The following is an 11,177-nucleotide window of genomic DNA, read 5'->3' on the forward strand; positions in this document are numbered from 1 at the left end:
GTTCAATTGGTTAACCGAAGAACGGGTTATCTTCGTCAATACGAATAGGCTTGATATCAACAGCTTTCCCGCTGGTATTATCTATCTCCAGATAACAGCCATTCAATCGCGTCCGACCCGTTTCCGGCACTTCAAACTGGTTAGGCATCTGAGTAGTAAATTTATGAAGAATAGAGTCTTTTTTCATCCCCAAAATACCATCATAGAAGCCTGTCATGCCTACGTCGGTCTGATAGGCGGTTCCTTTCGCTAAGATTCTCGAATCATTGGTCTGCACATGGGTATGTGTGCCAAGAACGGCAGAGACCTCTCCATCCATGAACCAGCCCATTGCTTCCTTTTCGCTAGTTGCTTCTGCATGGAAATCGATAAGGATATGAGGGGTGATTTTTCGTGCATCTTCAACAAGTGCCCGTCCGACCCGAAATGGATCTTCTAAATCAGCCATGAACGTTCGACCGTGAAGATTGATCACTGCCAATGTCTGCTGGTTGATTTTAATATATGCCAGTCCCTTGCCTGGGGTTACATCATTATCAGGATAATTAGCTGGACGAATCAGCTTTTTTTCATTGTCAATAAAGTCAAAAATCTCTCTCTGATCCCAAGTGTGGTTTCCCATAGTGACTAAATCGACCCCTGCTTGTAGAAGCTTTTTATAATCTCTTTCAGTGATCCCCCGTCCCCAAGCTGCGTTCTCACCATTAGCTATCGTTGCCTGAGGTTTATACTTTTCTTTTAACCGTGGAAGCCACTCTCTGACCATATCTACACCAAGTGACCCTACAATATCTCCTATAAATATTACTTTCATACTCAGACCTCTTTTCTAATCGCTCTCTCTATTTTAACAGCTTTATACTCCAAAAATCAAAATCATTCATACTACATAATGGATATAAAAAAGCCAATCATACAGACAAGATGTCTGCATGATTGACCTGTTTGTTATTTAGCGTATTCTACTGCTCTTGTTTCGCGTATAACCGTTACTTTGATGTGTCCGGGATAGTCCATGTCATCTTCTATTTGTTTACGTACATCTCTGGCAAGTTTAGACGTCATGCTGTCATCAAGCTCATCCGGCTTAACGATAATACGCACTTCACGTCCAGCCTGAATCGCGAAACTTTCTTTAACACCCTTATGGCTGTTTGAAATGCGTTCAAGGTTTTCAAGTCTCTGCAGGTAATGCTCCAGGGACTCACTTCTTGCTCCAGGTCTTGCCGCAGATATAGCATCTGCCGCTTCGACTAAGACTGAGATGACAGAAGTAGCTTCGACATCTCCATGGTGGGAAGCAATCGCATTTATTACCGTATCATTTTCCTGATACTTCATCGCGATTTGAGCTCCGATTTCCACATGCGATCCCTCTACTTCACTGTCGAGTGCTTTTCCAATATCATGGAGAAGCCCGGCACGTTTAGCCAGCTGAATGTCTTCACCTAGTTCAGCGGCCATAACCCCAGCAAGTTTCGCAACTTCAATAGAATGGTTCAACACGTTTTGACCATAACTTGTTCTAAAATGCAGACGTCCGACGATTTTCATCAGATCAGGATGAATTGAATGAATGCCTAGATCGAACATGGCTTCTTCTCCGATTTCTCTGATTCTTTCGTCCATTTCCTTACGGGATTTCTCCACAGCTTCTTCGATTCTACCAGGATGAATACGTCCGTCAGAAATCAGTTTTTCAAGTGCCATTTTAGCCGTTTCTCTTCTGATTGGGTCATATCCACTTAAGACGACTGCTTCAGGCGTATCATCAATAATCAGATCCATTCCTGTCAGACTCTCAAGCGTTCTGATGTTACGACCCTCGCGGCCAATGATGCGGCCTTTCATGTCATCATTTGGCAGACTGACCACACTTACAGTTGATTCTGTCACGCGATAAGCTGCACAGCGCTGGATAGCTTGTGTGACTAACGCTTTGGCTTTTCTGTCTGCTTCCACTTTAGCTTTATCCTCATACTGTTTGACCATGATAGCCATTTCACGAGACAAGTCGTCTTCCGTCTGTTTCAGTATAATAGATTTGGCTTCTTCTTCTGACAAAGCTGCAATCGTATGAAGTTTGTTCTGCTGTTCCTCAAGCAGGTCTTTAGCTGCCTGTTCCAGCTCTTCAACTTTTTTCTGACGTGCAGAAAGTTTATCCTCTCTGCTCTGCAGTGAACTTTCCCTTTTTTCCAAAGTACTTTCTTTTCGCCCTAGGTTATCTTCTCTTTGAGCTAGTCGATTTTCCTGGCGAGATACTTCAGATCGACGTTCCTTCAGCTCCCACTCTGCCTCTGTTCGATAAGAATGGATTTCTTCCTTTGCCTCCAGCAACGCTTCTTTTTTCAAAGTTTCAGCTTCTTTATTTGCGTCTTCAACAATGTCTTCAGCTGTTTGTTTAGAATTAGCTAATCTTTTCTCAAAACTCTGTTTTGTAAAATAAGATCCTACAACTACACCAATAATCAAAGCAACGATGATAGCGAAGGCTGTTAAAAGTATGTCCATCTAATCACCTCCGTATCAATATTTTGTTTTCATGTATAAAATAATCAGATATCGATTAAAACATCCTATAAAGGTTATTGTACACAATTAGTTCTGCTTCATTTTTTATAAAATAGAAACATACTAGTTTAATTTTATAGGTCTTTACATCTTCTGTCAACTAGCATTTAAGGGAGCTGACACAGTGAAAATAAAAAAACAACACCCTCCTATTAAGAGGATGCTGAGTCAGATTAATCTAGATCGAGTGTTTCAGGATCCGCACTTTCAATGATTTCTGTATCTTCTTCGTCACCGATGCCATAAGCAGTACGAACTTTCTTCTCAAGTTCTGCACGCATCTCAGGATGGTCGACCAGATACTGTTTTGCGTTTTCTCTTCCTTGACCGATTCTTTCATCACCATATGAGTACCATGCGCCTGCTTTAGTAATAATATCTGCGTCTGATCCCATATCTACGATTTCTCCGACTTGTGAGATTCCTTCGCCATACATAATGTCGACCATAGCCACTTTGAATGGTGGAGCAACTTTGTTTTTGACAATCTTGATTTTAGTACGGTTTCCAGTCATGTCCTGTCCGGATTTAATTGATTCTCCTCTTCTAACTTCCAGTCTCACAGAAGAATAGAATTTCAAGGCACGTCCTCCAGGCGTTGTTTCAGGATTACCAAACATGACCCCGACTTTTTCACGAATCTGGTTGATGAATAGAGCAATAGTCTTCGTCTTGTTGATCGATCCGGATAATTTACGAAGAGCCTGGGACATCAGTCGTGCTTGAAGTCCAATGTGTGAGTCTCCCATTTCTCCATCGATCTCAGCTCTTGGGACCAGCGCAGCAACAGAGTCGATGACTACCATATCAACCGCACCACTTGAAACTAAAGCATCCGCAATTTCAAGTGCCTGTTCACCCGTGTCCGGCTGAGATAAAAGCAGTTCATCAATGTCCACTCCAAGTGCTCTTGCATACTTAGGATCAAGTGCGTGCTCCGCATCGATAAAGGCAGCAATTCCGCCGTTGGCCTGTACTGAAGCTATCGCGTGCAGGGCTACGGTTGTTTTACCGGAACTTTCAGGACCGTAGACTTCAATAATACGTCCTCTAGGGTATCCTCCTATACCTAATGCAACATCCAGTGAAAGTGAGCCACTCGGTACAGTCTTGACCTGAGTGTCCACTTTTTCACCCATTTTCATAATTGACCCTTTACCATAACTTTTTTCAATTTTCTTCATTGCTGTTTCTAATGCTTTTGCGCGATCATCCGCCATTTAATTTCCTCCTGTATCCGTTCACTTGTCTTCTTAAATATAAAATAACTATCTAATCTCTATGTCTATTTTAGACTGATGCATCAGAAAAATCAAGCTTTTTTCGAACATTCATTCGGTTTATTTTTTATCTTCGCTATAAAAAATAGTCTTCTCTATGGGTATGTCTTTAAGGACCCGTCTAACGAGTTCCAGGGCATTTTGAACAGCCAGTCGCCTGTTCCTATTCCGTTTGTATCCAAAATGGAAATGCTTTGAAAACGACTGTTTGTCTTTAAACGCAATCCCAATATAGACTGAACCTGGTATCTGATCTTCAAGTGAACTTGGGCCAGCCACACCAGTCAGACCGACCCCGATATCAGCATCGAACATAGCTTTGGATTTTTCAGCCATTTCTATCGCACATTCCGGGCTGACTACTCCAAATTTGTTGATTGTTTCTTTAGTGACTTTAAGAACTTTATTCTTTTTATCAGCACTGTAAGTTACTAATCCCCCTTCCAAAATAGAACCAGCAGACAAATCACTTGTCAGATCACTGAGGAAAGCACCTCCAGTCAGACTTTCTGCTGCTGTTATAGTCAAGCTTCGCTCGTTCAGCATATCTTTTATGACATCGGCCAGCCGCTTGTCACCATATCCAAAGAAGTAATCGGACAATATCTCCATTATATCCTTTTCTATCTCGTCTATGGCTTCATTTCCCTGTTCCTCATTTTCAGCTTTTGCTGTAATTCTGACAGTTATTTCTCCGTCATTTGCATAAACAGCAACTGTGGGATTAGACTGATTTACTACGATATCCTGAATTTTTTCTGCCAGTTGTGCTTCTGTCAGTCCGAAAAACCGCATCACTCTGGAAACGAGCACCTGTTCATCGAGGATGTGCTTGACTATCTCTTCTTTCAGATAATTTTCAACCATCGGCTCCAGTTCGTCAGGTGGCCCCGGTAGGAGGGCATAATGGCGATTGTTCTGGGTCAGCATCATGCCTACTGCCAACCCTGTGTCATTAGTCAGCGGTCTCGAATCTGCAAAAATCAGAGCCTGGAGCTGATTGTTTTCAGGCATATTAAAATCAGAATTTTTATGATAGGTTATGATCTTGTTTTCAGTCTCTTCGTGAAGAATAAGATCGACATCCAAATAATTGGCTAGAGTTTTTTTCGTAATATCATCTTCTGTAGGCCCCAGACCACCAGATAATACAATCAGATCAACTCTTTGTTCAGCTTGCTTAATTGCATCAACCAGTCTTTCAGGGTTATCTCCTACTGTTACATGATGGTACACTTCGACTCCTAAAGCAGCCAGTTCTCTTGACAGGAATGCAGAATTGGTATTGACTACATGCCCAAGCAGCAGTTCCGTTCCTATTGAAATAATTTCTGCTTTCATAATGGCCTCCTATATATAATATTTACCTTTCATTCTATTTATCACTAATATTTTAACACATGAAAAAATAAACCATGTCAAAAAGAATTAAAAAGACATACAGAATCAAACCTGCATGTCTTTCATTATTCATTATTATTCTGAAAAAGTACCTGAGAACACATCTCTTGCCTCGTAAAAATAATTGACTCCTGAATATATCGTAAAGAAGAGACAGACATAGAGAAGGATTGTTCCTATAGAAACATTTAATCCACCAAAAGGAAAATCATTGATCAAAAGAAAAATAATTGCGAACATTTGAGTGTTTGTTTTTATTTTCCCGGGCCAAGCAGCTGCCATGACTGTTCCGCCCTGTTCCACGAGAATCAGTCTTAGTCCTGTGACAGCTAATTCTCTGGATACGATAACTGCCACTACCCATGAAGGAGCCATGCCAAGTTCAACAAGAAGGATCAGCGCCGACATGACCAGCATCTTATCTGCCAGAGGATCAGCGAATTTACCAAAATTTGATACGATGTTCATTTTTCTAGCTAAATAACCATCCAGCCAGTCTGTAAAACTCGCAACTGAAAACAAAATCGCTGCCACAAGCAGCTGAATATCGATATCTGAACCAAACACAGTCAGCGTGCCTAAATTTAGAGGAGCAAGGACCAGTACGATAAATATAGGAATCAGAAAAATTCTGAACAAGCTGATTTTATTAGGTAGATTCATTGTTTCCTCCTGATGAAAAAGACCAGACTGACGAAAGACTGGTCTTTTATCTTTCTATGATTAATTAAATGTGATGAACATTTCCTGTCTTACAGCTGTTGCTGCTTCGGCAAAAGGTAAGGATTCACCATTCAGTTCAATTGAAGTTGCAGGTGCATTTCCTATAACTATCGCAACCTCGGCTGCAGTTCCATCAAATGATACTTCAAGTGTTTCTCCGCTATTGATCATACCCTCTTCGACCGGTGATCCATCTATAGTTATTCTTACCCATGAGGCTGCTCCATCAGCAGACAAACTAAGCGTCTGGTTATCCGGATGAGTGCCTGATATTTCATAAGTCGTAGTTGAGGCCGTTCCATCTATTTCTTCAATGGACTGCTCTTCACTGTCCTCACCATTTTCTTCTTCAGTATCCTCTTCATCATTGCCCGACTCATCGTCACCGGTGTCTTGAGAATCTTCCTCCAGATCTTCTTCGGTATCTTCTTCTTCCGCATCGTCATTGTTGTCGACTTCAACAACACCAGCGCCCTCATCACCCTGGATAAAGGAATCACTGTCACCATTTCCAGCGCCACTGGTTACAGCTAAATATATTGCAAAGATAATTGCGATCACGAGCAGTACGATGAGTATTGTAGGAAGACTATCCTGTACCGTGGCCATAAACCCGGTCCGTTTAGTCTTAGAACGTGTCTGGGTGTTCTGAACACTTTTCGAGTATGTCGTTTCACTTACTTGAGGAATACTGTCCATATGATTATTGATCAGTTCTTCTCCATTTAATCCAACTGAATCTGCGTATTGTTTAATAAAAGCACGCGCATAAAAATTGCCTGGTAATACATCAAGGTTGCCTTCTTCAACAGCAATCAGATAGCGTTTTTGTATCTTCGTAATCTGCTGCAGATCATCCAGCGTGTACCCTTTAGCTTGACGAGCTTCTTTTAATTTCTCTCCTATTTCGTTCAAACTGTTTCACCTGCCTAGAGTATTTCATTTATTTATATGATTTAAAAGTCATTTCGTTTAAAGTTGTCATGATACAATGCAGGAAAAGAATGTGTTATATTCCATCCATCTTTAAAAGTATACCATAAGTGACTATACTCGTATAGTGAATAAACCCTCTAATCAAGAATCAATTTTTAACTTTTTAAGAATTTATTACAGCTATTGTGTATGTCAGCTGAGATAATGTATATACATACAACAAAAGGAATGTTATACATTCAAATAACCAGGCACAAAATCGTATCAAAGATTTTGTGCCTGGTTATTTACATTAATTTGCGTAATTCATCAGCTTTATCAGTTTTTTCCCATGAGAGATCAACATCAGTTCTACCGAAGTGCCCATAAGCAGCTGTCTGTTTGAATATAGGTCGTTTAAGATCCAGCATTTTAATGATTCCAGCTGGTCTAAGATCAAAGAGTTCTCTTACAGCATTGATTAATCGCTCATTTGATATTTTCCCAGTTCCAAACGTATCGATAGAAATCGATACAGGCTGTGAAACACCAATAGCATAGGCTAGCTGAACTTCTACTTTATCTGCCAAATCCGCTGCTACTATGTTTTTAGCAATGTATCTGGCTACATAACTGGCTGAGCGGTCTACCTTTGTTCCATCTTTGCCGGAGAATGCTCCTCCACCATGACGAGCATATCCGCCATATGTGTCGACGATAATTTTTCTTCCTGTCAATCCTGCATCTCCTTGTGGTCCCCCCACTACGAAGCGCCCTGTCGGATTGATATAGTATTTCGTGTCATTATCCAACCATTTGGAAGGAATGACCTGAGTGATTACTTTCTCCATAATATCTTTTTCTAACAGATCTGCTGTGATATCCGGTCTATGCTGAGTACTGATGACAACAGCATCTATTCGTCTAGGATTATCATTTTCATCATACTCTACAGTTACCTGAGCTTTTCCGTCAGGTCTTAAATAATCCAAGCTTTTATTCTTCCTGACTTTAGCAAGCTGGCGCGTTAGTTTATGACTAAGCGAGATAGGCAATGGCATAAGCTCTGGCGTTTCTTTAGTTGCATAGCCAAACATCAGACCCTGGTCACCTGCACCTATTTTATCCAGTTTATCCTGAGCTTCTGACTTGTACTCAATCGAGTCGTCTACACCTACTGCAATATCTGGTGACTGATCATCAATCGACACCACTACTGCACATGTATCTGCGTCAAATCCGTATTTTGCACGGGTATAGCCTATGTCTCTAATAGTATCACGTGCAATTTTCTGCATATCGACATAAGTTTCTGTGCGTATTTCTCCTGCTATCAGAACGAGTCCTGTCGTAACTAATGTCTCACATGCAACTCTAGCTTCCGGATCTTTAGAAAGGATTGCATCTAAAATAGCATCACTGATTTGATCAGCAATTTTATCCGGGTGACCTTCCGTTACAGATTCTGAAGTAAATAATCTTTTTTCCATTAAATATTCCCCCTAATTTGTTCGGTTACAAGGCTTCCGACCGGTTGTGGCCGTCCTATCGGGAATTCATTGTAAACCTTAACCATTTTACCACAAATTAGAAATAAATACACGCTGCAGTTTTTAGAATAGACATATGCATTAATATAACCCCACATCAAATAAAAGAATATGATATGATTAATAAGAATTTAAAAAAGGGGTTGACTCCATGTCCACTTTGAACAAAACGAAAAACATTGAAGTGATTCTTTACCTGCTTTCACCTGTTATTGGCCTATCCTATTCTATAATATACGAACAGATAACCATACTTTCTCTTGTAATGCTTCTTACATATTTGTATAGCTTGAAAAGATTTGAAAAGAATAGCCAATCAGCCAGGGTTTCTAAATGGACTACACTTATCTTGCTGCTGGTGTCCTTAACTTATTTTTCTTACATTTATTCGCTCTTCTCACTTATATTATTATCCTCGACTGCTTTACTGTTGGGGTTGAAGCCTCAATTTTACAGCTATAATTTAATTACAGTGTACAATGTAATTAAATTGTTTTTACTGGTCGTCATTATGAACGCTTTTGCATTTTACAGTCAGACTCTTTTTATTTCCGCACGACTTATTCTATTTCTAATCATCCTATTCGTGATGTTCTCATTAACTTACATTAAAAATACCAAAAAAAGGAACCCCACTGGATGAGGTTCCTTTTTTACGTTTTTGACATAAAGCGGGTGAGGAGAATCGAACTCCCGACATCAGCTTGGAAGGCTGGGGTTTTACCACTAAACTACACCCGCATCATTATCATAGGTATATGGCGCTGGACAGAGTCGAACTGCCGACACACGGAGCTTCAATCCGTTGCTCTACCAACTGAGCTACAGCGCCTGTAAAAGCGGTCCCGACGGGAATCGAACCCGCGATCTCCTGCGTGACAGGCAGGCGTGATAACCGCTACACTACGGGACCTGTAAATATTCGAAAAGTTTATACTTGTAAACTTCTCAAGAAGCAACAATGTTTCAATAAGATACACTGTGGACTGGTGTCCAAGTGTACCATGTCTGTAATCACTGAAGCATCAACAGATATGGTAAAGGAGGATGTGGGATTCGAACCCACGCGTGCTTTTACACACCTGACGGTTTTCAAGACCGTTCCCTTCAGCCGGACTTGGGTAATCCTCCATTAAAGTAATACTATTTAATTACTATGACCCCTACGGGATTCGAACCCGTGTTACCGCCGTGAAAGGGCGGTGTCTTAACCGCTTGACCAAGGGGCCTATAAAATTAAAAAACGGAGAAGGAGGGATTTGAACCCTCGCGCCGGGAAAACCGACCTACACCCTTAGCAGGGGCGCCTCTTCAGCCACTTGAGTACTTCCCCATACCAATTAAAAATTGATATAATGGGCCTAAGTGGACTCGAACCACCGACCTCACGCTTATCAGGCGTGCGCTCTAACCGGACTGAGCTATAGGCCCCAAATAAATAGGCTGTATTTCAATAATACAAAGCGGGTGAGGAGAATCGAACTCCCGACATCAGCTTGGAAGGCTGGGGTTTTACCACTAAACTACACCCGCTAAAACGGTCCCGACGGGAATCGAACCCGCGATCTCCTGCGTGACAGGCAGGCGTGATAACCGCTACACTACGGGACCTTACGATTTATTCAACCTCTATGAGGTCGTCACACTGTGGACTGACGTCCAAGTGTATCATGTCTGTAATCGCTAAAGCTTCAACAGCCATGACAATTGCGGAGGCAGGACTCGAACCTGCGACCTCCGGGTTATGAGCCCGACGAGCTGCCAACTGCTCTACTCCGCGATAATATAAAAACCATTTAAGGTTACACTGCAAGCGGACGCTTGAGTGCCCCATGGCTGTAATCGCTGAAGCGTCAACAGCCATGGCAATGGACCTTGCAGGACTCGAACCTGCGACCGAACGGTTATGAGCCGTTTGCTCTAACCAACTGAGCTAAAGGTCCGCTTCCATAGCGGCGGAGGGGATCGAACCCCCGACCTCACGGGTATGAACCGTACGCTCTAGCCAGCTGAGCTACACCGCCATTTTAATACTAATCGGGAAGACAGGATTCGAACCTGCGACCCCTTGGTCCCAAACCAAGTGCTCTACCAAGCTGAGCTACTTCCCGAATGTAAAAGTGCACCCTAGAGGAGTCGAACCTCTAACCGCCTGATTCGTAGTCAGGTACTCTATCCAATTGAGCTAAGGGTGCTTTATAAGATCCAATGCCGAGGGCCGGAGTCGAACCGGCACGGAGAAAACTCTCCGCAGGATTTTAAGTCCTGTGCGTCTACCAATTCCGCCACCCCGGCCGGAAACATAAATCGTATATAAGGACAATTGGAATCGGTTTAAGCGGAAGACGGGATTCGAACCCGCGACCCCCACCTTGGCAAGGTGATGTTCTACCACTGAACTACTTCCGCTGGTAATAAAACAAAAATGCCGGCTAAAGGATTTGAACCCTCGACCCACTGATTACAAATCAGTTGCTCTACCAACTGAGCTAAGCCGGCTCAATGTTATGCGGATGGAGGGACTTGAACCCCCACGCCGTGAAGCGCTAGATCCTAAATCTAGTGCGTCTGCCAATTCCGCCACATCCGCATGTGGTATATATAAGATTGCTCTTATATATGAGCCGTACAGGATTCGAACCTGTGACCCACTGATTAAAAGTCAGTTGCTCTACCAACTGAGCTAACGGCTCATGGATCTATGGAGGTTAACGGGCTCGAACCGCTGACCCTCTGC

General features: G+C 42.2%; 7 protein-coding genes, 19 tRNA genes and 1 riboswitch. All 26 genes read right to left on the minus strand.

Annotation, left to right across the window (positions count from 1 at the left end):
* Window positions 1–10: 10 nt before the first annotated feature.
* Window positions 11–814, minus strand: coding sequence for a TIGR00282 family metallophosphoesterase (locus tag ACYQ4S_RS01525; RefSeq protein ID WP_346023766.1), 804 nt, complete (start codon window positions 812–814; stop codon window positions 11–13).
* A gap of 134 nt (window positions 815–948) precedes the next feature.
* Window positions 949–2,511, minus strand: coding sequence for a ribonuclease Y (rny, locus tag ACYQ4S_RS01530; protein ID WP_459768912.1), 1,563 nt, complete (start codon window positions 2,509–2,511; stop codon window positions 949–951).
* Between the two features lie 233 nt (window positions 2,512–2,744).
* Window positions 2,745–3,791, minus strand: coding sequence for a recombinase RecA (gene recA / locus ACYQ4S_RS01535; RefSeq protein WP_091267217.1), 1,047 nt, complete (start codon window positions 3,789–3,791; stop codon window positions 2,745–2,747).
* Between the two features lie 120 nt (window positions 3,792–3,911).
* Window positions 3,912–5,192: a competence/damage-inducible protein A gene (locus tag ACYQ4S_RS01540; RefSeq protein ID WP_459768914.1), complete on the minus strand. Its 1,281-nt coding sequence runs from the start codon at window positions 5,190–5,192 to the stop codon at window positions 3,912–3,914.
* Window positions 5,193–5,327: 135 nt separating this feature from the next.
* The gene (gene pgsA, locus ACYQ4S_RS01545) at window positions 5,328–5,915 is read right to left on the minus strand and encodes a CDP-diacylglycerol--glycerol-3-phosphate 3-phosphatidyltransferase (RefSeq protein WP_459768916.1); all 588 of its coding nucleotides are present in this window, start codon (window positions 5,913–5,915) and stop codon (window positions 5,328–5,330) included.
* A gap of 60 nt (window positions 5,916–5,975) precedes the next feature.
* On the minus strand, window positions 5,976–6,890 hold the full coding sequence (locus ACYQ4S_RS01550) for a helix-turn-helix domain-containing protein (protein ID WP_459768918.1): 915 nt from the start codon (window positions 6,888–6,890) through the stop codon (window positions 5,976–5,978).
* A 308-nt stretch (window positions 6,891–7,198) separates the two neighbouring features.
* Window positions 7,199–8,380 (minus strand): methionine adenosyltransferase, encoded by a 1,182-nt coding sequence (metK, locus tag ACYQ4S_RS01555; protein ID WP_346023761.1) that lies wholly within the window; start codon window positions 8,378–8,380, stop codon window positions 7,199–7,201.
* Window positions 8,378–8,460, minus strand: a riboswitch (SMK box riboswitch). (Overlaps the previous gene by 3 nt.)
* A 650-nt stretch (window positions 8,461–9,110) precedes the next feature.
* Window positions 9,111–9,181, minus strand: a tRNA-Gly gene (locus tag ACYQ4S_RS01560).
* An 18-nt stretch (window positions 9,182–9,199) separates the two neighbouring features.
* Window positions 9,200–9,272: transfer RNA gene (locus ACYQ4S_RS01565), tRNA-Phe, on the minus strand.
* Window positions 9,273–9,280: 8 nt separating this feature from the next.
* Window positions 9,281–9,353: transfer RNA gene (locus tag ACYQ4S_RS01570), tRNA-Asp, on the minus strand.
* Between the two features lie 128 nt (window positions 9,354–9,481).
* Window positions 9,482–9,571: transfer RNA gene (locus tag ACYQ4S_RS01575), tRNA-Ser, on the minus strand.
* A 26-nt stretch (window positions 9,572–9,597) separates the two neighbouring features.
* Window positions 9,598–9,669 (minus strand) — tRNA-Glu (locus ACYQ4S_RS01580).
* Window positions 9,670–9,684: 15 nt separating this feature from the next.
* Window positions 9,685–9,773, minus strand: a tRNA-Ser gene (locus tag ACYQ4S_RS01585).
* Between the two features lie 23 nt (window positions 9,774–9,796).
* Window positions 9,797–9,871 (minus strand) — tRNA-Ile (locus tag ACYQ4S_RS01590).
* Between the two features lie 31 nt (window positions 9,872–9,902).
* Window positions 9,903–9,973 (minus strand) — tRNA-Gly (locus ACYQ4S_RS01595).
* Window positions 9,974–9,978: 5 nt separating this feature from the next.
* Window positions 9,979–10,051, minus strand: a tRNA-Asp gene (locus ACYQ4S_RS01600).
* Between the two features lie 96 nt (window positions 10,052–10,147).
* A tRNA-Met gene (locus ACYQ4S_RS01605) sits at window positions 10,148–10,220 on the minus strand.
* Between the two features lie 89 nt (window positions 10,221–10,309).
* Window positions 10,310–10,383, minus strand: a tRNA-Ile gene (locus ACYQ4S_RS01610).
* 7 nt (window positions 10,384–10,390) lie between these two features.
* Window positions 10,391–10,464: transfer RNA gene (locus ACYQ4S_RS01615), tRNA-Met, on the minus strand.
* Window positions 10,465–10,477: 13 nt separating this feature from the next.
* Window positions 10,478–10,551, minus strand: a tRNA-Pro gene (locus tag ACYQ4S_RS01620).
* Between the two features lie 10 nt (window positions 10,552–10,561).
* Window positions 10,562–10,635: transfer RNA gene (locus tag ACYQ4S_RS01625), tRNA-Arg, on the minus strand.
* A 14-nt stretch (window positions 10,636–10,649) separates the two neighbouring features.
* Window positions 10,650–10,735: transfer RNA gene (locus ACYQ4S_RS01630), tRNA-Leu, on the minus strand.
* Window positions 10,736–10,777: 42 nt separating this feature from the next.
* Window positions 10,778–10,849, minus strand: a tRNA-Gly gene (locus tag ACYQ4S_RS01635).
* A 17-nt stretch (window positions 10,850–10,866) separates the two neighbouring features.
* Window positions 10,867–10,939: transfer RNA gene (locus ACYQ4S_RS01640), tRNA-Thr, on the minus strand.
* Between the two features lie 9 nt (window positions 10,940–10,948).
* Window positions 10,949–11,030: transfer RNA gene (locus ACYQ4S_RS01645), tRNA-Leu, on the minus strand.
* A 30-nt stretch (window positions 11,031–11,060) separates the two neighbouring features.
* Window positions 11,061–11,133 (minus strand) — tRNA-Lys (locus ACYQ4S_RS01650).
* Window positions 11,134–11,177: the final 44 nt, after the last annotated feature.

This window comes from Alkalibacterium sp. s-m-28, from assembly GCF_054658175.1.

What these genes read in the sequence shown, in the direction of transcription:
- ACYQ4S_RS01525 (WP_346023766.1), bottom strand. Translation starts at nt 814, where the DNA reads ATGAAAGTAATATTTATAGGAGATATTGTAGGGTCACTTGGTGTAGAT.
- rny (WP_459768912.1), bottom strand. Translation starts at nt 2,511, where the DNA reads ATGGACATACTTTTAACAGCCTTCGCTATCATCGTTGCTTTGATTATT.
- recA (WP_091267217.1), bottom strand. Translation starts at nt 3,791, where the DNA reads ATGGCGGATGATCGCGCAAAAGCATTAGAAACAGCAATGAAGAAAATT.
- ACYQ4S_RS01540 (WP_459768914.1), bottom strand. Translation starts at nt 5,192, where the DNA reads ATGAAAGCAGAAATTATTTCAATAGGAACGGAACTGCTGCTTGGGCAT.
- pgsA (WP_459768916.1), bottom strand. Translation starts at nt 5,915, where the DNA reads ATGAATCTACCTAATAAAATCAGCTTGTTCAGAATTTTTCTGATTCCT.
- metK (WP_346023761.1), bottom strand. Translation starts at nt 8,380, where the DNA reads ATGGAAAAAAGATTATTTACTTCAGAATCTGTAACGGAAGGTCACCCG.